Raw genomic sequence first — 20,282 nt, forward strand, 5'->3', positions numbered from 1 at the left:
TAGCACGCGGCCCATGATGCTTGGCCTTACTGGCTCGATTGGCATGGGCAAATCGACCGTCGCTGCGATGTTTGCCGATTGCGGTGTGCCGGTGTTTGATGCCGATGCCGAAGTGCGCCGTCTGCAAGGCGCAGGCGGCGCTCTTATCGCGCCGATTGAGGAAGCGTTTCCCGGTTCAACCGGCCCAGACGGCGTAGACCGCGCGAAATTGGGCGCGTTGGTGTTTGGCAGCGCGGACAAACTCGCCCGGCTCGAAGCCATCGTGCACCCTGCTGTTGGCGCAGCGCGCGCGCAGTTTCTTGAAGATAATGCTGATGCGTCCATGCTGTTGTTTGACATACCCTTATTGTTCGAGCGCGGCGGAGAGGCCGGCTTTGATGCAGTGATTGTTGTGTCGGCTCCGGCGGATATTCAGCGCCAGCGCGTTCTCGCCCGGGACGGGATGACGAGAGAAAAATTCGAAGACATCCTGAAATTGCAAGTGCCCGATGCCGAAAAGCGCAAGCGCGGCGATTATAGCATTGATACCTCAACCAGCCTTGCCGAAACGCGCGCGCAGGTGGAGCAGCTGGTAGAGAAACTAGAGGGACGATTGGCTCAAAAACCTCAGCCATAGCGGTGTTTTCATCTGTCCATGCGTGATTGCCCCTCTTGCGCTGATCGTCGCTTGGGTGAATAACATCACCAATGCGCGAAGTGGTATTTGACACAGAGACGACCGGCCTTGACCCTAAAACGGGGGACCGGATGGTGGAAATCGGCTGTGTTGAGATGATCGGCAGGGTCGAAACCGGCGAGAGTTACCACGCATATTACAATCCCGAACGCGACATGCCCTCTGCTGCTGAAGCGGTGCATGGCCTGTCCGCCAGCTTTCTTTCCGCAAAGCCATTGTTTTCCGACACCGCCGATGAATTGCTCGAATTTCTCGGCGATGCCCCTCTGGTCGCGCACAATGCGAGCTTTGATTTTGGTTTTCTCAATGCCGAGCTCGAACGCATTGGCCGCGCGCCGATTTCGCTGGACCGGATGGTGGATACCGTCGCGATTGCGCGCAAGAAACATCCCGGCGCAAAGGCTTCGCTTGATGCTTTGTGTACCCGTTACGGCATTGATCGCAGCCACCGGGTGAAACACGGCGCGCTGCTTGATGCGGAATTGCTCGCTCAGGTTTATGTTGAGCTGACAGGTGGGCGGCAGATTGGCCTTGAACTGGCCGCCGATGATGCTGGCATGACAGGTGAGACGCCCGGCCAGCCTGCGAAATTCGCATCCGCGCCCGCCTCTTCGCAGCAGCGGCGCGAACCACGCCCGCATGCTCCTTCATCTGAAGAACTGACTCGCCACTCCGCCTTTATCGAAGGTATCAAGGACGCGATTTGGGCGCGGTAAAGGGGCGCGAGTGAACTATCTGGCCAGAGCATTGGCCGCACAATCAGGAGGACTGCAAGCAGATGGACATCAGGATTTCGGGACATCAGGTCGAAACGGGCACCGCTTTGCAGGAACACGCATCAGAGCGTTTGGGCGGGATCGTCGACAAATATTTCGACCGCGCTTTGTCGAGCCATGTGACTTTTGGCAAAGGTCCGGCGGGCGCGTTTTCATGCGATATCGTGACCCATGTCTCGCAAGGTCTGATCCTGAAAGCGCAAGGCAATGCGCATGATGCGCACCAGGCGCTCGATCAAACCGCGACCAAAATCGAAAAGCAGTTGCGGCGCTATAAACGCCGTTTAACCGACCGGCATGAACGCACCGCCCATGCACGCGCTGAGGAAGAGGCTGCCTACACCATTCTCGCCACTGAAGAGCCCGAACAGGAAGTTGTCAGCGACGCTCCGCCCGTCATTGCGGAGACCAGCGTTCAGGTGCCGACCGCCACCGTTGCCGATGCCGTGATGATGCTCGATCTGCGCGATACGCCAGCTTTGTTTTTCAAAAATGCTGGCACTGAGAGGCATAATATGGTTTATCGCCGCACGGATGGCTCAATTGGTTGGGTCGAACCGCGTTAGGATCTTGAAAACATCACCGCGCTATGTACGGCGCGAGTGAAAACAACGGTCCAGCTCATGATTGATGGTAGCCAGCGGCGCACCCCTTTATTGCGCCTGGCTCTTCTTTGATGAGTGAAAGCCCTAAGAGGGGCTCAATAAGTTCAAATTTGGGATTATCATGGACGTGAATATCGTGTTGGTGCCGCAGGCGGTCTCTATTGCTCGCCTTGCAGACAAGCATCACGCTTTGCAAAACATCGCTGCATTGATTGCCGACGTGTACGGCATTGATGAGGCTGCGATTTGTGACGGGCTCGAACAGCGCGAGGCGCTTGGCAGTACCGGCTTTGGCCGCGGCGTGGCCATTCCGCATTGCCGCAGCGCCGAAGTGCGCCGCCCGACTCTGGCTATTTTGAGATCAAGCGAACCGGTGGATTTTGCGGCAGCAGATGCGATGCCTGTGTCACTGTTTTTCGCATTGGTCTCGCCAGAAAATGCCGGGGCAACCCATCTTCACGCGCTGGCCGCCATTTCGCGGTTTGTGCGCGATGATGCGCGGTTGCAAAGCCTGCTCGATGCACCCGATGTCGATGCAGTCTATGCGATGTTGACCAATCAATTCCTGCGCGATGCCGCCTAAGACCGCAGCTTCTCCTCCGGTCGATGGGGCGGGCCTTCATTATCGCGCGCTTGAACGGCTTTACGCCTCAGCGCCTGTCAATGCGATGTTTACGTCCTCGCTTGAGATTGTGGGCGAGGGCGCTTCGCGGCTGGTGTTCGACATCACCGAGGATGTGTACCATGCGGCGGGCGCGGCGCATGGCACGATCTATTTCAAAATGCTCGACGATGCGGCCTTTTACGCCGCGAACACTCTGGCGACCGATCGTTTTCTTCTAACCACCAGCTTCAACCTGCATTTTACCAAGCCTGTCAAAACCGGCCAGGTCGTGGCCGAAGGGCGCTGGGTCAGTGGGAAACGGCGTGTTTTCGTGGCCGAATCGCGGCTGGTTGATGCGGAAGGGGACGAGATTGGCCGCGGCACTGGCACTTTCATGCGCTCTCGTATCGCCCTGTCGAGCCTCGCGGGATACAGCGCTGAGGCGGTTGAAACGCCGTGATCGGCGCATGACAGGCGATACGCGGCTGCCCGCTCACCTCGAAATTGGCGCGATGGTTAGGCTGGCTGAGACCAAGGGCGGCATGGCAACGGTGCTGGCCAAGGGGGAGCGGGATGCGGGAACAATCCTGCTTATAACAATGTGTCGGGGCGAGGCGGCGCAGCTTTACGAAAGAATGCCGCAATTGGATGGAACGCGCGCTTTTGTTCCTACAAAATCACAAGACACTGAAAAGCCTTATGAATTTTCCGCGTATCTGTCGCGAAGGCAGGGCCAAGACAGCGATATCTGGATTTTGGAGGTGGATATCGACGATCCAGAACGCTTCATCGCAAGTCTGCCCATTTAACTTGACCTAAGCGTCAACCAGCCTATTTCGCACCGAGCTTCCAGGTGCGCAGGCTGACACGTTAGCAATACGGCTAACAGGTTAGCACGCAGACGGGGGGCAGCCGGCAGGCTTTTTGAACCATAAAACAATTTGCGAAAACGCAACAGGTTCTCTCCTGCGTCGGAGCTCGCTCACCGCACAAAAGTGAATTTTCATGAGTCGTAAGACTTATTCGTTGAGTGCCATGGCTGTCATGGCAACCGCTGCTCTCAGCTTGTCGAGCGCCGATGGCGTTCAAGCTTGGGCACAGGATCTGGGACAGGCCGATACGGCTGACGCGGCTCCCACGATCGAAGAAACAACCAATGACGATGCCGAAGTCGTTTCGCCAGAGATCGAATTCGTCTCACGCGAAGTGGTTCAGCCGCTTCCCGAAGAGCCGGTTGAAGAAACACCCCAATTAAACGCTGGATCGCTGCGCGAACTGGTTTCGCAAGTGGACGGTGCCGATAATCTAACCGATGAAATGCGCTGTCTTGCCGGCGCCGTTTATTTCGAAGCGCGTGGTGAGCCGCTTGCTGGTCAGCTGGCTGTCGCCAATGTTGTCATCAACCGGTCCGAAGATCGCCGGTTCCCTGCAAGTTATTGCGGCGTTGTGTATCAGCGCGCGCAATTTTCGTTTGTGAAAGGCGGCAAGATGCCGCGTATCCGCACGGGATCTTCGGCTTGGACGCGCGCAAAAGCCATCGCAAAAATCGCTCACAACGATATGTGGGACTGTGAAGCGGGCGATGCGGTGTATTTCCATGCGAAATATGTCCGCCCATCATGGAGCCGCCGCAAAGAGCGGACCGCGCAGATCGATACGCATATTTTCTATCGGTAAGCTCGCGCTTGCCAAACAAGACACAAAGCCCTCGCCCTGATCGGCGGGGGCTTTTTTGTGCGCTTAATCAGCGAAAGTGGCCCATACAGGTGCATGATCGCTGGCTTTTTCGCGCCCGCGATGTTGGCGATCAACGCCCACTGCGCTTAATCTGCCCGCCATTTCGGGTGACAGCAAAATGTGATCGATGCGGAAGCCGTGATCGCGCTGCCATGCGCCCGCTTGATAATCCCAATAGGTCCAGACCCCGCCGCGCGGGTTCAATGTGCGCACGGCATCGGTCCAGCCATCGGCCAGCAACCGGGCATAGGCAGAGCGGCTTTCCGGCTGAGTGAGCGCGTCATTGGCCATGGCTTTCACCGAATAGGTGTCATCATCGAAGGGGATGACGTTGTAATCGCCCAAAACCGCGGCAGGCACTTCTTCGGCCCAGATGTCCGCCATGCGCGCGCGCAGTTTTTCCATCCAGGCGATTTTGTAGTCAAATTTGGGCCCTGGCTGCGGGTTGCCATTGGGCAGATATATGCACACGATCCGCGCAGTTCGCCCATCTTCGCTGGTAATGTCCGCTTCGAGATAGCGCGATTGTTCGCCCTCGCCTTCTTTTGGGCCGTCTATGCCAAGGCCGCGTTGCACTTCGTCAATCGAATATCCCGCCTTGGTATCGGCAAGGATCGCGACGCCGTTAAAGCTCTTCTGCCCATGCCAGATCGCCTGATAGCCAAGCTCTTCAAATTCGCTGGCGGGAAAGCCTTCATCTTGGCTTTTAATCTCTTGCAGGCACGCGGCAGACGGCCGGGTTTCGGCCAGCCATTCCTTAAGACGCGGCAGGCGGGCTTTGATCCCATTGATGTTGAATGTGGCGATTTTCATGGGCGTGAGCATGCCGGACGAAAGGGCCCGCGTCTATCGCGTCAGGCCGAAATACCCCCCGAGGGAGATCCTAAATCCCGAAGCTCGATCCGCATCCGCAGCCGGCAGCGGCATTGGGATTTTCGACCCGAAAGGCTGCACCGCCCAGCGATTCGACGTAATCTACCACGCTGCCGCTGACGAGATCGAGGCTGATGGGATCAACCACCAGGCGCACGCCATTGGTTTCGCTGACCAGATCATCGCTTTCCGCCGCGCTTGCCAGATCAAACTTGTATTGAAAGCCGGAGCAGCCCCCGCCTTCGACCGAAAGGCGCAGGATCGCAGGTTTGGTCTGCTTCTCAGCGATCCACGCGACGCGCTTTGCCGCCGATTCGGTCAGAGTGAGGGTGTTGGCCATAAGGTCTATTTAGGAAGAGCCGCTCGCTTGCTCAAGGTGCGCGGTGATTTAGCGTCCCGCGCCTCAGACCGTTTGGATATAATCCCGCATCGCAGCCGCTTCGTGTTCAACCTCGTCAAACTTGCTTTTCACAAGGTCGCCGATTGAAATGAATGCGACAAGCGCGTCCCCTTCGATCACAGGGAAATGGCGAAAGCGGCGCTTGGTCATCAAAGACAGCGCATCATCGATTTTCATGTCCGGTGTGATGGTGATGGCGGGCGACGTCATGATCGCTTCGACAGGTTGGTCAAGACATGCGCGCCCTTGTTCGGCCAGGCGGTAGATCACATCGCGCTCTGAAACAATTCCGACCACGGCTCCACCGCGCAAGACGGGAAGCGCCCCGATGCGCTTGCCTGCCAGCATCGACACCGCCTCAGAAACCGGGGTTAGGACGTCACACGAAATCACGTCATTGGCGGAGCGGTCGGCGAGAATCTTTGCGATTGTCATGAAGCACCTCTCTTTCTCTCAAACACAAACCTGCCATTCCTTTGCACGAAAAGCGAATCCGCATTTCTGTGAGGCCAAAGGGTGATTTCGCGGATTGCAAAGCGATCCGGCAACGCGCATGGATGCGGGCATGGCTGAAAAATCACCTCTCGATGATCCGGAAAACGCTGCCTATGCCTGGGGCCGGTTTCGCCAGATCATGAAAGTTCTCATGGCGGTCACCGTGCTAATTGTGATTGTCGCGCTCAGCGTGCTTTATGCCTTTAATGGCATGATATCCGTGCATTTCTATATCGCTGTGGCGCTGGGCATCAGCTTTACGATGCTGCTTGGTGGCGGGCTGATGGGGCTGGCGTTTCTGTCCAACGGGACAGGCCATGACGAGGCGGTCGACAATCGTTTGCCAAGCAGCGAAGAGCTGTTTGGCCGCAAAGACGACGACTAGATTCGGCTCAAGCGGCTTTTCCCGCTAACTTCAGCGACGCTTGCCCGCGATCCGCGCGATTTCGGCCTGAACCATTTTCTCGACCATGCCAGGCAGGTTTTTGTCGAGCCATTCGGCCAGCATAGGGCGCATCAATTCGCGCGTCAGCCCTTCGAGCGATGTTTCGCCAGACCGCACAATCTGCGGTTTTGCGCCCGGCTCTGCCAGCATGGCAAGAGCGGCGAGGTTTTCCTGCATAGCGCCGCGCACTTCGTCGTTGATTAGCGGGGCTTCGTGATTGGTTGTCGGCACGGTTTCTTCGCTTTCCGAGTCAAAAAAGGCATCTGCATCGTCATCGCTGGCATCATCCGCGACGCATTCCATCGCGCCCAGATCGAGCACTTCGTCAGAGGATTGATCGGCATTGTCATCAGCGCTGGTGGTTTGGACCTCTTCGGTCAATTCCATCGCATCCAGTTTGGTTTCGCTGCCCGTCTTGCTTGCTGTGTCCATGTCGCCCTCTGCCTCGCTGTCATCCGATACGATCTGTTTCTTGCGCCGGGCTTCAATCGCATCGCTGCGGTTGTCGCGGGCAATCACTTTTTTGATCGAATCAAGGATTTCCTCGACCGAAGCTGCGTTATCTTGCGCCATTGGATGCCCCATTTCCCCGAATCACTTGGTTAATTTACTCACTCGGTGTGAGTTCGGGGCCAATTGATGCCTCTGGCGTATCAATGTCAACGGTTCTGGTTGATTCTGGTGCAGGTTTTGGGTCGCGATCCCAGTCCCAGATCTTGCCTTTGACCCGGTCAAAATTAACCATAGGATCGTATAAAGGCCCGCCTGTATCGAGGTTAAGATCGCGCGCTTCAGCGCGTCCCATGGCTGCTAGCAGAGTGAAGCCAGCGACATAGGCATTGCGCCGCGCGGTCACCAATTGGGCACGGGAAGAAAGCAATTCCTGTTCGGCGTTGAGAACATCGAGAATGGTCCGATTGCCGATCGAATTTTCTGCGCGCACCCCTTCGAGTGACAGCTCTGCCGCCTCAACCGCGGCTTGCGAGCTTTTAATCACCGCGTTGGATGCCTGCCAGCTGGCAAAGGCCGATCTGGTCTGCGCAATGATATTGCGTTCAGTGGCGATCACATTTTCAAGCGCGGCGCTTTCGCGTGCGCCGGCCTGCCGTTGGCGTGCTGCAGGCAGACCCCCTTGAAACAGCGGAATGGTGACCCTTACGCCCAGATTGGCTGTCGTTTCTGCCTGCACAAAGTTCTGCGCAATCGGACCGCCAAGCGTCCCGTAGAAATCGCTGTAATCGCCATTGGCGAACAGCCCGACAGTGGGCAGACGCCCCGATCCTGCCACCTTGGTGTCAAAACCTGCGGCATCTGCGCGTTCTTTTGCGGCGATAAGGTCGGGATTGTGTTTCAGCGCAGTATCGACCGCCAGACCCACTGTGTCAGGCAGTCCGGGCAAAGGCGGGGGCGCTTCAAGGTTCATCGGCGCTTGTCCGACCAATTGGATATAGCTTTGCTGCGCGCCGATCAGATTGGAGGCAGCGCCTCGCAAATCCCCCTCAGCCAGAGCCAGGCGCGATTCCGTTTGCGCGACGTCGGTGAGCGTTAGATCGCCAATTTCAAACCGGTCGCGCGTGGCCTCCAAATTGACGCGCAGTACGTCGACCTGATTGGCGGCAAGCCCTGCAAGCGCCTCGGTGCGCAGCACGTCCATATAGGCGGCGACCGTCTGGCTGAAGATCGAGCTTTCCGTGGCGCGCAAATCGGCCTGCCCTGCGGCAACGCGCTCTTTGGCTGCGCGGATGCCGTTTTTGACCGCTCCGCCTGTGTAGATCGGCACGGTCACCGCCGCATTGACGCCCAAATTGCGCGACGGTGCGGTGAAGGCGTTGGAGGATTGGCGGACAAATTCGATATGCGTTGCAGTGACCCGCACGTCGGGCAGGCCCGGCGCGCGGTTGATTGGCACCTCTTCATCGGTCGCGCGCTGGCTGGCGCGCTGACCGGCAAGTGTCGGGTTCGTGTTATACGCCGATGCCAAAGCTTCGCGCAGGGAATCGGCCTGAGCGGGCGCGCTGATGACACAGCCCGCCGCCGCTGCGCTGAGCAATACCGCGCGGATAGAAGAGGTGCGAGCGATCAAGTGAATGTCCAGGGCTTGGCTTTGTTGAACGCTGCGAGAACAGGGATGCCAATATCCTCGCGCGTTTGCAAAGCGGTTTGCCCCGCGATCTTGCGGCCGATGGCCAGCCGCGTGACTTCGCGAAGCAGCAGACCGGTCACGATCCGCCCTTCTTCGGCAAGCGCATCGGCAAGCTGATCGGGCATGTGTTCAACCGCGCCATCTACAAGGATCAGCGAATAGGCCCCCGCATCAAAACCTTTGCCCGCGACCGCATCAGCGGGCGTGATCGCCGTGACCGTGCTGACCAATGGGCGCACCAGTTCGGCCAGGTAATCCGTGCCGCCTGTGACAATCAGAACGCCGTCATGTTTGTGCGGTGTCGCCGCAAGCAAAAGCTTTCCGTAAAACAGCGGCGAAGCCAGATGCGCGCCGCCATCCAGCGCGATCGAGCGATCAATATAGGCCAGGGACGCTTTGTCAGCGGGCAGGAAATCCTCACGCGGGACTGCCATCATTCGTGAAAGGACGAATTCCTCGTTCACGCCGCTGGTGCGCAATTGGCTATCGATCATGGCCTTTCGCGCGGTGGCTGTATCAAGGGTGAGGGATGCTTCGGTCATTTCTACTCCACAAGAGCTGTATTAAGTGAACAATACAGTGCGTCAAGCCTTACTGTGCGGCCATAGAGCCCGCCCGGCCAGACGCCCCGCAGGCTCTAGACTTTGAAAGGTTTGCAGCCAAGGCCTTTGACGTGGGCCAATTGCGGTGCTTATGGGAGCCGGCATTCGACCGGGATAAGGAACAATTCGATGAGCGACGTGGTGAACGATGGGGCCATTTTTGGCGCGACAGGCAAAGTGCGGATTGAAAGCGATTCGCTTGGTGATGTTGCTGTCCCTGTAGACGCGCATTGGGGCGCTCAAACGCAGCGCAGCCTTGCTAACTTTGCCATCGGCGTTGAAACCATGCCCGCCCCGCTGGTGAAAGCGCTGGGCATTCAAAAGCAATCAGCAGCAAAAGCGAATATGGAGCTGGGCGTGCTGGCTGATGAGCTGGGCAATGCCATCGTTCAGGCAGCGGGCGAAGTGATTGACGGCACTTTGGCGGCGCAATTCCCGCTATCGGTGTGGCAGACGGGGTCTGGCACGCAGTCCAATATGAACGCCAATGAGGTTATTGCGAGCCGCGCGAACCAGATCCTGACCGGCAAGCATGGCGGAAAAGAGCCGGTTCACCCGAACGATCATTGCAATATGGGGCAAAGCTCCAACGACACATTCCCCACTGCGATGCACATCGCAGCGGCGTGCGAGACGATTGAACAATTGATCCCGGCCTTGCAGCATTTGCACGGCGCGCTGGATGCGAAAGCGGGCGCTTTTGCCGATATCGTCAAAATCGGCCGCACGCATTTGCAGGATGCGACCCCGCTGACACTGGGCCAGGAATTTTCCGGCTATACCAAGCAGGTTGAATATTCGATTGTCCGGCTGGAAAACGCTCTGCCGCGCGTTCTGGAATTGGCGCAGGGCGGAACGGCCGTTGGCACCGGGATCAATTCGAAAATCGGCTTTGCTGAAAAGTTTGCAGCTCAGGTCGCCGATGCGACCGGCCATGCCTTTGTGACGGCGCCCAACAAATTTGAAGCGCTGGCCGCGCATGATGCCTGTGTCGAACTGTCAGGCGCGCTCAATTCCGCCGCTGTTAGCTTGCTGAAAATAGCGAACGATATCCGCTTGCTCGGTTCGGGCCCGCGTTCTGGCCTTGGCGAAATTGCTCTACCTGCGAATGAGCCGGGTTCATCCATCATGCCGGGCAAAGTGAACCCGACCCAGTGCGAGGCGCTCACCATGGTGTGCGCGCAGGTTATGGGCAATCACACCACCGTCAGCGTTGCCGGATCGCATGGGCACTTGGAACTGAACGTGTTCAAGCCTGTGATGATTTATTCGGTGCTGCAATCAATCCGCCTGCTCTCCGACAGCGCGGTAAGCTTTACTGACAATTGCGTTACCGGGATCACGGCCAACACGGACCGCATCGACAAGCTGATGAATGAAAGCCTGATGCTCGTCACCGCGCTCAATCCGCATATCGGGTACGATAATGCGGCGAAAATCGCGAAGAAAGCGCATGCCGATGGCACCACGCTGAAAGAGGCGGGAATGGAGCTGGGCCTGATGACCGAGGAGCAGTTTAGAGAGTGGATTGTGCCCTCGGAAATGATCAAGCCAAAGGCGTAAAGGGCCGTAAGCAGCTATTCGACCAAGGCCTGATGCGGGTCGATGATCGCGTCTCGCGCCTCTTCCATCACGGGGCTGTGCCGCTTAGGTCTGCTGGGTAGATATGGCCATTTCTCAATTCCTGGAAACCAAACCCACCGTTGAACTGCGCACGATTGTGCTGTCGATCCTTGCGCTGTGGTCGGTGTATTTCGTGCTGTTGACTTTGCGCGGCGTGATTGTCGGCATGGGTGTTGAAATTGACATCCTGTGGCGCCGGGGTCTGGTCTGCACAGTGGGCGTGGCCGCCACGCTTATTATGTGGAGCGTGCTGCGCCTGTTCGAAGGGCGAAAACGCTGGGTGATTATGGCGGTTGCGCTGGTGGCTGCCATGCCCACCGCGATCCTGATCGCTCAGGTCAATCAGGCGCTGTTCAAACCCCTGTCGCAAAAGGTGCAGGAAGAATTCGCCGAAAAGCGCGGCTTTACCCTTCGGCGCGATGCATCGGGCAATTTGCTCGCAGAAATTGAACAGCCGCGCGGCTGGGTTCCCGAAGACGGTGAGAACGTCGATCCCGATGATCCCCCGGTGCTGACATTCACGCTGCAGGATGCGAACGACAAAAGCGAATATTGGTATTCGATGCTCGATGCTGCGCTGAACCGGTATTATATCCTGCTCACCTGGGCCGCTCTGTACATTGCGATGCTCGCGATTGCGCAGGCGCGCGCGGCGGAACGCAGCCAGCAGCAATTGCGATCCGCTGCCAAGGCGGCGGAATTGCGCAGTCTGCGTTATCAGGTCAATCCGCATTTCCTGTTCAACACGCTCAATTCGCTATCGGCCTTGGTGATGACAGGCAAAGTGGACCGGGCTGAACGCATGATCCAGACCATCAGCCGCTTTTACCGCCATTCGCTCGCCGATGATCCGACGAGCGATGTGACATTGCGCGATGAATTTGATCTGCAGCGGCTGTATCTTGATATCGAAGCGGTGCGTTTTCCTGATCGTCTGCGCTGTGTGTTCGACCTTCCTACGGATCTGGAACAGGCGCGGGTGCCGGGCATGATACTTCAGCCACTGGTTGAAAACTCGGTCAAATACGCGGTCTCCTCGGTCGTGCGGCAAGTGACAGTAACTCTGGCCGCGCGCGAGGAGTTTGATCGTTTGGTGGTCACTGTCAGCGATGATGGGCCGGGCGTGCCCGAAGGCAGCGCGCATGGATTTGGCATTGGTCTTGCCAATGTGCGCGACCGGTTGGAGGCCCGCTTTGGGTCCGATATCGTGCTGTCGTCCGCTCCTGTCCAAGGGGGTTACATAACGGAAATGCGCATCCCTCTCTCTCGCAGAAAGACACGCCATGACGGATAGCGAAAACAAAGATACAGCTCTTCGCACTCTGATCGTGGATGACGAACCGCTGGCGGTGGAACGTATTCAAGTCATCTGCGCGGAAATCCCCGCGATCAATGTCGTGGGCACGGCGAGCGATGGCGCGGCGGCTTTGCGTCTGGCGGAAAAGCTTGAGCCAGATCTGGTGCTGCTGGATATGACCATGCCGGAATTGGATGGCCTCGGCGTTGCGGCAAAATTTTCGGAAAGCGACACGCCCCCTGCCGTCATCTTTGTCACCGCGCACGATGATTTTGCGGTTGAGGCGTTTGATTTAGAAGCGGTCGATTATGTCCTCAAACCCGTTGCAGCAGACAGGCTTGCGCGCGCGATTGAACGGGCCATAGTGCGCCGGGGAGAGCGTAAGGAACGCGCGAGCGAATGGCTCGATGAATTGTGGGTGCCGCACCGGTCCGAATTGCTGCGCATCGCGGTAAGCGAAGTGCACCAGATCGATGCAGAGCGCGATTATGTCCGCCTACATGTGGGCAAACCGAATGACCCAGAAAGCGATTCGCGCTCGTATCTGCTGCTCCAGACTATTGCCGGGTTAGAAGCGCGGCTTGATCCCGATGAGTTTATCCGCATCCACCGTTCCACCATTTTGCGCCGGGATAATATTCGCGGGCTGCGTCATGATGGTTTGGGTGTTTGGTCCGCTGAGCTGATGAATGGCGATGCTCTGCGAATTGGGCGGACATATCTTGCCAAAGTGAAGAAGATGGCGGGCCGTTAAGGCTGCTTAGCCAAGTTCACAATCCCTCGATAAAAATGGCCCGGACCCAGGGACTAAGTGGATCCGGACCAAAGTTCTTGCGCGTACCGGGTCGTGGTAAATGGATACGCCCAAGAGGGTACCTCGTAGATCAGCCGCCGCGGCGCTGTTGGGCGACAATGGCTGCGGTCTGACGTTTCGCGCTGGTCCGGGCCTTGGCGAGGCATTTTTTCGCAGCTTGCGCTTCGATCAGTGATCCTGTGCGGACATGGCCCACACGGCAGACGGATTTTGCTGCGCGCTCGATGCGCTCATCGAGCATTTCCTGCCCCTCGGTGGTGGCGAGATCGAGACCGCGGGTGGAGACTTTCATCGATTCGGCTTCTTGCGGCGCGGCCATGGCTGGCACGGCAGAAACGGCAAGACTAAGGGCGGCTGTGGTAAGGGCAATCATCTTCATTGTATCTCTCCTTGTATCGCAGCGCCCAGGTTCGAACGGGTTCAAATCGGGGAGTTCAAACGGGGTTGCCGGGCGCTCCGATAGATAAAGAGATACCTGCTTGATTGCGGGTGCGCACGCGGTGCTCGACCAACCCGGCCACGTCGCTCGATAGGCGCAGCGCTGTGCTGACCGAATGCATAAGACCGCCGACAAATGGAGGATTTCGCCCGACCGGCGTTTACGCCATAATGTCATCTATGTGGATTGTGGTTGGATTCGTGTTTGTATTGGGTGTGGGGAATTTCGCCTTGCACCGCGCCGTGGTGGAAAGCGGGCACGAATTGATCGATTCTATGCCGGGCTTTGCCTCTGTGCTGGGCAGACGGCTCGCGCTGGTGGCTGAATTTCTGGTGCTGCTCGCCGCGATGGCGCTTGCGGCGAATGGCTGGACGAGCCTTGCGATTGCCTATCTCGCCTACACCGCTTTGAATGGCGGGTTTGCGTGGTTGATTTTGAGCGGCCGTATTTAGCGGGGCTGGGATAAGTTGTCTGGCGCAACTATTTGGCCAGCGCTTTTGCAGCGAATTGGATTTACAGCCATTTTGCCATTGCGCATTGCCAATAATACGGCTTCACACGTTCGCGATCATGCCAACACGCCTGTTTCATATCAGCGACGTCCATTTCGGCGCCGAAGATCGCGCTGCACTGGATGCAGTCGCGCAAGCCATTGCGGCCGAGCGGCCCGATGCGCTGGTGTGCACTGGCGATCTGACTCAGCGTGCCAAGCACAGCGAATACCGTGCGGCGCGCGAATGGTTTGACGCGATTGATGTGCCGGTCCTGCTCGATCCGGGCAATCACGACATGCCTTATGTGAATATGCTGGAGCGTGCGATTGCCCCCTATCGCCGGTTCAACCGGCTGCGTGATGCCGTGGCGGTCGATGGGTTTGAAACGCAGGATTGCATTCTGGTCCCGCTCAAAACAACCGTGCGCATGCAGAGCCGCTTTCCATGGGTGGACGGAGTGGTCACTCGCGCCGCATTGGCAGACACTGTCGAGCAGCTTGAAAAGGTGAAGGATGATCCGCGCAAGAAGCTGGTGACGGGCCATCACCCCTTGCTGGGGCCTGAGACAAAGCCGGGCAATCCCACGCTGTCGGGCGAAAAGGCGTTTGCCGCGCTTGTGGGGGCGGGCGCGCATGCGGTGCTGTCGGGGCATATCCATGTGCCGTTTGACCGGCTGCGCCAGGTGGGCAGGCGTTCGATGCGGATGATCGGGGCGGGCACGTTGTCCACCCGGCTGCGCCGAGGCGCGCCGCCATCCTATCAGGTCATCACGTGCGGGCCGACACGCATCACAACCCAGCTGCGCACACTCGGCTGATCGCATGTACTTGCCAGTATCGCGCGCTTAACCCTAACCCTAAGCATCCGCTTAAGACATTCCTGACGAAACACGCGCATTAAGAGCGCTGGCTGTCGTTGTGACGGTTTGATTGTCTGGAGCGGAATGATGGACATAATGAAGTCTGCGATGTTGGGCGCGGTGCTTGCGTGGACGGTTTCCGTGGTGATCGGCGCGCAAGGGTCAAGCGGGGGCCAATTGCTGGTCCATCAAATGACTGTCGGAGATTTCAAAGTGGCTTGGTCTTGGCCCTTGTTTTTGGGCGGGACGGGCATTTCCTATGCGCTGATGCTGTTGCAGCGTTAGGATGCGGCTTTAAAATTAGTACCCGGCGCGCTTCGGTCTGCGAACGCGCACATAAAAAGGGCGGCGCTTCCGGATTGGAAGGCCGCCCTTTTTTGCAGCTGAACAAAAGCGCGGTTTAACGCTTCGAGAACTGGAAGCTGCGACGCGCTTTGGCGCGGCCATACTTCTTCCGTTCCACAACGCGGCTGTCGCGGGTGAGGAAGCCAGCGGCTTTCACAGTGGCGCGCAGTGCGGGCTCATATTTGGTAAGCGCCTGGCTGATGCCGTGCTTTACCGCGCCGGCCTGACCTGACAGCCCGCCGCCTTTGACAGTGGCAACCACATCATATTGGCCCTGACGATCGGTGATCGAGAACGGCTGGTCAATGATAAGGCGCAAAGTGGGGCGTGCAAAATACACTTCCTGATCGCGGCCATTGATGGTCACTTTGCCCGTGCCCGGTTTCACCCAAACGCGTGCGGTCGCATCCTTGCGGCGGCCCGTGGCGTATGCCCGGCCCTGCGCGTCAAGCTCTTGCTCACGCAGAGGCATGGCCGGCGCCTGAGCGATTTCTGCCGCATCTGCTGCGGGGGCATCACCGGCGATGTCTTTCAGATCCGACAGATCAGAGACGGTGTTTGTTTCTTCGGGGGTTTGATCAGCCATTATGCTGTCACCTTGTTCTTACGGTTCATGGAGGCAACGTCGATCACTTGCGGCTTTTGGCCGTCATGCGGATGCTCGGTGCCGTTATAAAGGTGCAATGCGCGCATTTGATCGCGGCCCAGCGGACCACGCGGGATCATGCGGAACACGGCTTTTTCAAGAACGCGGTGGGGAAACGCCCCTTCGAGCACTTTGGCAGGCGTGGTTTCCTTGATGCCGCCGGGGTGCCCGGTGTGCTTGTAATAGATCTTCTTCGTGGCTTTGTTGCCGGTGAAGCGGACCTTGTCGGCATTGATGACAATCACATGATCGCCGCAATCGACATGGGGGGTGTAGCTTGGCTTGTGCTTGCCGCGCAGGATGTTGGCGATAATTGATGCGAGGCGGCCTACGACAAGACCTTCGGCATCAATGATGTGCCATTTCTTTTCGACCTCGGCCGGTTTGATCGACCGGGTCTGTTTGCTGATCGCCTTCATGGCAGAATGTCCTTAAACGAACGAATGATACAGTTGCGATTGTGCGGGTGCTGAGCACCCCAATCGAATCGCGCCGCGGCGGGTGCCCGGACACGAAAGAGCCGCGCATGTGTTCGTTTTACCCCATTTAGTCAAGCAAAACGGGGCCTTTGCGGAGAGGTAAAATAATACCGCCTGTTTTTGAGCGTTGCCAAAAGAGCGTCAAAAGCGCCTATCGGCCCGCATCACTCAGCGTTTCAAGCGTCCATTCCTCAACAGATCGCCTCGCTTCACCGCCGATCCGGGTGATCACTTCGCGCAAAGCCCGGTGCAGCCAGGGTGCGCCGGCGCGGGTGAAGGCGTCATAGCGCATTTCAAATTCACCGATCAGCCCGCCCGGCAGGCTAATCTCACGCGTGGACCGCAAAGGGGTACCACCGGGAAAGAACAGATCTGGCGGCATTTGATCGAGCAAAGATGCGCCGCTGCGCTGCAATTGCGCAAGGAACAGGCTGTGCTGCGCCTTTTCATCATCAGGGATGCGCGTTTGCGCCAGGATCGTCTGCGCCTTTAAGACGGCGTAGTTTAAATCCACATCGCGCATCGACGAGCCTGCTGCCAGAATGATCCCGCCATCCGATAGCAGAATGGGGAACATATCGCCTGTCTCGCGTTGCTGTTCGATTGCGGCCATTTGCGCAAGACCGGGCGGCGCATCGACGCGGGCCGAAAGCTGGGCGCCTGTGATGGCAACCCCGCGCCCTTGCGGCGCAAATTGGACCTGCCAATCGCGGGCCACCTGCAACACTGCCCCGCCGCGCAAATCGCGCGTCAGAACCCGCGCCAGACGCATGGGCTGTTTGGGATATTCAAGTGCCAGCGCGCCGGCACTCTCGGATTGAGCAGACACAAATTGTCCGCCCAACAGCACAGGCGCGGCTGCCAAGCCCCGAAGGACCGTTCGCCGTGTTGACCCTGTGCTGTTCATGGGTGAGCCCTGTTTTAATTGCTTTGTAAGCTGTGTTTTAGCCAATCCAGCGTTGCAGGGTAAGCTTTATCACAATGCCAGCCAAGAATAACGGGCGTTTCATAGGGGTGCAATTCGCCAATTCGCGCGATCAACGCCTCCAATTGAGAGGCCTGTGTCTTGAAAAGCACGCCGCATTCCTGGCCTGATTGCACTTTACCTTGCCAGGTAAAGATCGATTCCATTTCGCTCACAATATTCGCGCAGGCGATCAGGCGCGCATCGAGCAGTTTGGCCGCAATCGTGCGCACCGCTGCGCGATCGGGAAAGGTGCTCCAAACCAGCGCTGCGGCATTATCCTTCATAAGGTCGCCGCATTCTGCCGCGCCGCGCCGTCTGCATGCATGGCCCACGCGGTGGCGGCGACCAGCAAGGCGCCTGTTAGCTGATGCGCAGCCGCGATCCACAATTCAACCTGCGAAAGGACCGTCGCTATGCCCAAAATGACCATGATGCCAAATGCGCAATTGAGCGCAATCGCAGCGGCCCGGTCCGCCTTGCGGGTTCTGCGCGCTTGCCATACCAAGGCTGCGACTGCGATCCACGCCCACCAGCGGTGGAGGAAATGCAGCACGAACGGATCATGCGTCAATGTCCAGAAAAACCCTCCCGCCCCGTTCATCTCGGGGATCAGACGGCCATTCATCATCGGCCAGTCATAGGCAGCATGGCCCGCATTAAGCCCCGCCACCCATGCGCCCAGCAAAAGCTGAACGAACAGCACGGTCGCCACCACGCCCGATTGCCATGTCATGGGCGCAGGCGCGGCCGCCGGATTGCGGGCGATGCGGCGCATATCGCGCGCGGTCCACACCAGACACGCCAGCAGCAACAGCGCGGTAAGCAGGTGGAGCGAAAGACGGAAATGGCTTACATCGGTCATATCGCCGACTAGCCCGGATTGCACCATCAACCAGCCAAACAGACCCTGCAATCCGCCCAGCGCCAGCAGGCCTGCCAGCCGCGCCTTATATCCGTGCGGGATCATGCCTCGCACCCAGAAAAAGACCAGCGGAAGTGCAAATACCGCCCCAACCAGCCGGGCAAGCAGGCGGTGAAACCATTCCCAGAAATAGATGAACTTAAATTCTGACAGGGTCATGCCCGACAGGCTCGCCTCAAGCCTGTATTCGGGCGTTGCCTGATATTTGGCGAATTCGGCCTGCCATGCGGTGTCGTTTAATGGCGGCAAAATGCCGGTTGCCACATCCCATTCGGTGATTGACAACCCGCTTTCGGTAAGCCGCGTGATCCCGCCGACCAGCACGATGACAACCACAAACGCCGCCACAAATTCCAGCCACCGCGCCAGCAATAAAGGCCGCGCACTGTTCTGATCAGCGGCATGCCCATGCGCGGGCGGGGTGGTGGGGGATGAAGATAAAGTCGCCATATTCGCCCGGTTAGATGTAACGCGATTGCCAGCCTTGCAAGCGCGATTGTCGAAAGCAGCTACGCGGTTCATGCAAGATTGGACGTATTGGGCGGGATCGGCCCTTGCCAAATGATACAATATCACATAGATGGACGACCAATGGGTGACAGCACCAACAAACTTCGCCGCCGGATGGACCGTGCGGGCATTGCGATTGCAGGACTGTGCGCTGTGCATTGTCTTGCCACGATTGTCTTTGTCAGCGCGCTGGGCGTTGGCGGGCACTTCTTCCTTGCGCCCGAAATCCACGAAACCGGCCTTGTCCTGGCCTTTGTTTTCGCTGCAGCTTCTATTGGCTGGGGGGTCTATCTCCACCGCAAGACAGGGCCAGCCGTGTTTGCAATTGCGGGGCTGGCTGCAATGGGCGCGGCGCTGTTGGTGCCGCATGGCACCGGCGAGGTTGCCCTGACGATCACCGGCGTTGCCCTTGTCGCGCTGGGCCATATTCTCAATTTGCGCAGCGCCGCGGGATAAACTCACGCTTGCGCAGCGGATGGGAGGCTCTATCTCCCCCTCATGACTGCAACGAAATCGATCACCCTCAATGGCGAACCGCGCCAGACGAGCGCCGCCACCATTGCCGCCCTTGTGCGCGAGCTTGAGCTTGAGCCTGCCAAAGTCGCGGTGGAGCGCAATGCCGAAATTGTCCCGCGCTCCACATTGGAGACAGCTGCGCTAAACGAAGGCGATACGCTGGAAATCGTCCACTTCGTAGGCGGCGGCGACAATACGCCCGCGGATACATGGAGTGTTGCCGGGCGGACATTCAAATCGCGCCTGATTGTGGGCACAGGCAAATATAAAGATTTCGAGCAGAACGCCGCAGCAGTAGAAGCGAGCGGGGCAGACATTGTGACGGTCGCAGTGCGCCGGGTGAATGTTTCTGATCCCAAGGCCCCGATGCTCACCGATTTTATCGATCCCAAGAAAATCACCTATCTGCCCAACACCGCCGGATGCTTTACCGGCGAGGATGCGGTGCGCACTTTGCGTCTTGCCCGCGAGGCGGGCGGCTGGGATCTGGTTAAACTGGAAGTTCTGGGCGAGGCGCGCACGCTTTACCCCGATATGCGCGAGACATTGAAAGCCACCGAGGTGCTAGCCAAGGAAGGCTTTTTGCCAATGGTGTACTGCGTCGATGATCCGATAGCGGCCAAGCAATTGGAGGATGCAGGCGCGGTTGCCATCATGCCGTTGGGCGCGCCGATTGGATCGGGGTTGGGCATTCAGAACCAAGTGACGATCCGTCTGATTGTCGAAGGCGCGAATGTCCCTGTGCTGGTCGATGCGGGCGTGGGCACAGCCTCGGATGCCGCCGTAGGCATGGAATTGGGCTGTGATGGCATTTTGATGAACACCGCCATTGCCGAGGCGAAAGACCCGCTGCGCATGGCCCGCGCAATGAAACTGGCCGTGGAGGCAGGGCGCGAGGCGTATCTGGCGGGCCGGATGGGGCGGCGCAAATATGCTGATCCGTCCAGTCCGCTTGCCGGGCTGATTTAACACGGCACGGCATCGCTGGCGGGCTTATCACTTTCGCCGCGTTATG

28 protein-coding genes are annotated in these 20,282 nt (G+C 58.2%); 16 read left to right on the forward strand and 12 right to left on the reverse strand.

From position 1 onward, the window contains the following. The first annotated feature begins 13 nt into the window (after positions 1–13). From coaE to AC0V6W_RS08360, 7 genes are all read left to right on the forward strand, one after another. On the forward strand, positions 14–616 hold the full coding sequence (gene coaE, locus AC0V6W_RS08330; RefSeq protein ID WP_486148981.1) for a dephospho-CoA kinase: 603 nt from the start codon (positions 14–16) through the stop codon (positions 614–616). A gap of 71 nt (positions 617–687) precedes the next feature. After that, positions 688–1,392: a DNA polymerase III subunit epsilon gene (gene dnaQ, locus AC0V6W_RS08335; protein ID WP_486148983.1), complete on the forward strand. Its 705-nt coding sequence runs from the start codon at positions 688–690 to the stop codon at positions 1,390–1,392. A gap of 62 nt (positions 1,393–1,454) precedes the next feature. Then, positions 1,455–2,018 carry a ribosome hibernation-promoting factor, HPF/YfiA family gene (gene hpf, locus AC0V6W_RS08340; RefSeq protein WP_486148985.1) on the forward strand — a complete coding sequence of 188 codons (564 nt, stop codon included), beginning with the start codon at positions 1,455–1,457 and terminating at the stop codon, positions 2,016–2,018. A gap of 160 nt (positions 2,019–2,178) precedes the next feature. Further along, entirely contained in the window at positions 2,179–2,640 is a 462-nt protein-coding gene (locus tag AC0V6W_RS08345) for a PTS sugar transporter subunit IIA (RefSeq protein ID WP_486148987.1), read from the forward strand. After that, on the forward strand, positions 2,630–3,121 hold the full coding sequence (locus AC0V6W_RS08350; protein WP_486148989.1) for a PaaI family thioesterase: 492 nt from the start codon (positions 2,630–2,632) through the stop codon (positions 3,119–3,121). Before AC0V6W_RS08345 ends, AC0V6W_RS08350 begins: the two co-directional genes overlap by 11 nt. A gap of 7 nt (positions 3,122–3,128) precedes the next feature. Next, the gene (locus AC0V6W_RS08355; protein ID WP_486148991.1) at positions 3,129–3,470 is read left to right on the forward strand and encodes a DUF1491 family protein; all 342 of its coding nucleotides are present in this window, start codon (positions 3,129–3,131) and stop codon (positions 3,468–3,470) included. 196 nt (positions 3,471–3,666) lie between these two features. Beyond that, positions 3,667–4,338 (forward strand): cell wall hydrolase, encoded by a 672-nt coding sequence (locus tag AC0V6W_RS08360; protein WP_486148993.1) that lies wholly within the window; start codon positions 3,667–3,669, stop codon positions 4,336–4,338. Positions 4,339–4,401: 63 nt separating this feature from the next. Here AC0V6W_RS08360 and xth read toward each other — a convergent pair whose 3' ends face one another. The 3 genes from xth to AC0V6W_RS08375 form a co-directional block, all read right to left on the reverse strand. Beyond that, positions 4,402–5,211, reverse strand: a complete 810-nt coding sequence (gene xth, locus AC0V6W_RS08365; RefSeq protein WP_486148995.1) for an exodeoxyribonuclease III — start codon at positions 5,209–5,211, stop codon at positions 4,402–4,404. A gap of 70 nt (positions 5,212–5,281) precedes the next feature. Further along, complete coding sequence (gene erpA, locus AC0V6W_RS08370; RefSeq protein ID WP_486148997.1) at positions 5,282–5,611, reverse strand: iron-sulfur cluster insertion protein ErpA; 330 nt, start codon at positions 5,609–5,611, stop codon at positions 5,282–5,284. 63 nt (positions 5,612–5,674) lie between these two features. After that, positions 5,675–6,106, reverse strand: coding sequence for a CBS domain-containing protein (locus AC0V6W_RS08375; protein WP_486148999.1), 432 nt, complete (start codon positions 6,104–6,106; stop codon positions 5,675–5,677). Positions 6,107–6,236: 130 nt separating this feature from the next. Between AC0V6W_RS08375 and AC0V6W_RS08380 the strand changes: the two genes are divergently transcribed. Then, entirely contained in the window at positions 6,237–6,551 is a 315-nt protein-coding gene (locus tag AC0V6W_RS08380; protein ID WP_486149001.1) for a hypothetical protein, read from the forward strand. 30 nt (positions 6,552–6,581) lie between these two features. Here AC0V6W_RS08380 and AC0V6W_RS08385 read toward each other — a convergent pair whose 3' ends face one another. The 3 genes from AC0V6W_RS08385 to AC0V6W_RS08395 are packed head-to-tail and all read right to left on the reverse strand — an operon-like array spanning position 6,582 to position 9,296. Then, complete coding sequence (locus tag AC0V6W_RS08385) at positions 6,582–7,184, reverse strand: DUF2497 domain-containing protein (RefSeq protein ID WP_486149003.1); 603 nt, start codon at positions 7,182–7,184, stop codon at positions 6,582–6,584. A 34-nt stretch (positions 7,185–7,218) separates the two neighbouring features. Continuing rightward, the gene (locus tag AC0V6W_RS08390) at positions 7,219–8,694 is read right to left on the reverse strand and encodes a TolC family outer membrane protein (RefSeq protein WP_486149005.1); all 1,476 of its coding nucleotides are present in this window, start codon (positions 8,692–8,694) and stop codon (positions 7,219–7,221) included. Next, complete coding sequence (locus tag AC0V6W_RS08395) at positions 8,691–9,296, reverse strand: protein-L-isoaspartate O-methyltransferase family protein (RefSeq protein WP_486149007.1); 606 nt, start codon at positions 9,294–9,296, stop codon at positions 8,691–8,693. Before AC0V6W_RS08395 ends, AC0V6W_RS08390 begins: the two co-directional genes overlap by 4 nt. A 189-nt stretch (positions 9,297–9,485) precedes the next feature. Here AC0V6W_RS08395 and fumC point away from each other — a divergent pair, with 189 nt between their 5' ends. The 3 genes from fumC to AC0V6W_RS08410 all read left to right on the forward strand — a co-directional run bounded on the left by fumC (position 9,486) and on the right by AC0V6W_RS08410 (position 13,030). Continuing rightward, positions 9,486–10,919: a class II fumarate hydratase gene (gene fumC, locus AC0V6W_RS08400; RefSeq protein ID WP_486149009.1), complete on the forward strand. Its 1,434-nt coding sequence runs from the start codon at positions 9,486–9,488 to the stop codon at positions 10,917–10,919. Between the two features lie 103 nt (positions 10,920–11,022). Then, a complete protein-coding gene (locus AC0V6W_RS08405; protein ID WP_486149011.1) occupies positions 11,023–12,273 on the forward strand; it encodes a sensor histidine kinase in 1,251 nt (416 codons plus the stop codon). Next, positions 12,263–13,030: a LytR/AlgR family response regulator transcription factor gene (locus tag AC0V6W_RS08410; RefSeq protein WP_486149013.1), complete on the forward strand. Its 768-nt coding sequence runs from the start codon at positions 12,263–12,265 to the stop codon at positions 13,028–13,030. Before AC0V6W_RS08405 ends, AC0V6W_RS08410 begins: the two co-directional genes overlap by 11 nt. Positions 13,031–13,160: 130 nt before the next feature. On the opposite strand, the gene AC0V6W_RS08415 is transcribed toward AC0V6W_RS08410, so the two are convergent. Then, the gene (locus tag AC0V6W_RS08415) at positions 13,161–13,469 is read right to left on the reverse strand and encodes a UrcA family protein (protein ID WP_486149015.1); all 309 of its coding nucleotides are present in this window, start codon (positions 13,467–13,469) and stop codon (positions 13,161–13,163) included. A gap of 239 nt (positions 13,470–13,708) precedes the next feature. Between AC0V6W_RS08415 and AC0V6W_RS08420 the strand changes: the two genes are divergently transcribed. The 3 genes from AC0V6W_RS08420 (at position 13,709) to AC0V6W_RS08430 (ending at position 15,167) form a co-directional block, all read left to right on the forward strand. After that, positions 13,709–13,981 carry a hypothetical protein gene (locus tag AC0V6W_RS08420; protein WP_486149017.1) on the forward strand — a complete coding sequence of 91 codons (273 nt, stop codon included), beginning with the start codon at positions 13,709–13,711 and terminating at the stop codon, positions 13,979–13,981. 118 nt (positions 13,982–14,099) lie between these two features. Next, entirely contained in the window at positions 14,100–14,840 is a 741-nt protein-coding gene (locus AC0V6W_RS08425) for a metallophosphoesterase family protein (protein WP_486149018.1), read from the forward strand. A gap of 138 nt (positions 14,841–14,978) precedes the next feature. Continuing rightward, the gene (locus AC0V6W_RS08430) at positions 14,979–15,167 is read left to right on the forward strand and encodes a hypothetical protein (protein WP_486149019.1); all 189 of its coding nucleotides are present in this window, start codon (positions 14,979–14,981) and stop codon (positions 15,165–15,167) included. 115 nt (positions 15,168–15,282) lie between these two features. Here AC0V6W_RS08430 and rpsI read toward each other — a convergent pair whose 3' ends face one another. From rpsI to AC0V6W_RS08455, 5 genes are all read right to left on the reverse strand, one after another. Further along, the gene (gene rpsI, locus AC0V6W_RS08435; RefSeq protein WP_486149020.1) at positions 15,283–15,813 is read right to left on the reverse strand and encodes a 30S ribosomal protein S9; all 531 of its coding nucleotides are present in this window, start codon (positions 15,811–15,813) and stop codon (positions 15,283–15,285) included. Then, complete coding sequence (gene rplM / locus AC0V6W_RS08440) at positions 15,813–16,292, reverse strand: 50S ribosomal protein L13 (RefSeq protein ID WP_486149022.1); 480 nt, start codon at positions 16,290–16,292, stop codon at positions 15,813–15,815. Before rplM ends, rpsI begins: the two co-directional genes overlap by 1 nt. 211 nt (positions 16,293–16,503) lie before the next feature. Continuing rightward, a complete protein-coding gene (locus AC0V6W_RS08445; protein WP_486149024.1) occupies positions 16,504–17,181 on the reverse strand; it encodes a hypothetical protein in 678 nt (225 codons plus the stop codon). Positions 17,182–17,273: 92 nt separating this feature from the next. Beyond that, the gene (gene cutA / locus AC0V6W_RS08450) at positions 17,274–17,603 is read right to left on the reverse strand and encodes a divalent-cation tolerance protein CutA (RefSeq protein ID WP_486149026.1); all 330 of its coding nucleotides are present in this window, start codon (positions 17,601–17,603) and stop codon (positions 17,274–17,276) included. After that, positions 17,600–18,691, reverse strand: coding sequence for a COX15/CtaA family protein (locus AC0V6W_RS08455; RefSeq protein ID WP_486151516.1), 1,092 nt, complete (start codon positions 18,689–18,691; stop codon positions 17,600–17,602). The genes cutA and AC0V6W_RS08455 overlap by 4 nt, the downstream gene beginning before the upstream one ends. A 141-nt stretch (positions 18,692–18,832) precedes the next feature. Between AC0V6W_RS08455 and AC0V6W_RS08460 the strand changes: the two genes are divergently transcribed. Together AC0V6W_RS08460 and thiS are read left to right on the forward strand one after the other, a co-directional pair. Next, the gene (locus AC0V6W_RS08460) at positions 18,833–19,207 is read left to right on the forward strand and encodes a MerC domain-containing protein (RefSeq protein ID WP_486149028.1); all 375 of its coding nucleotides are present in this window, start codon (positions 18,833–18,835) and stop codon (positions 19,205–19,207) included. Positions 19,208–19,249: 42 nt separating this feature from the next. Continuing rightward, positions 19,250–20,236, forward strand: coding sequence for a sulfur carrier protein ThiS (gene thiS / locus AC0V6W_RS08465; protein WP_486149030.1), 987 nt, complete (start codon positions 19,250–19,252; stop codon positions 20,234–20,236). Positions 20,237–20,282 lie beyond the last annotated feature (46 nt).

It is taken from the genome of Erythrobacter sp. JB1-7 (genome assembly GCF_057365015.1).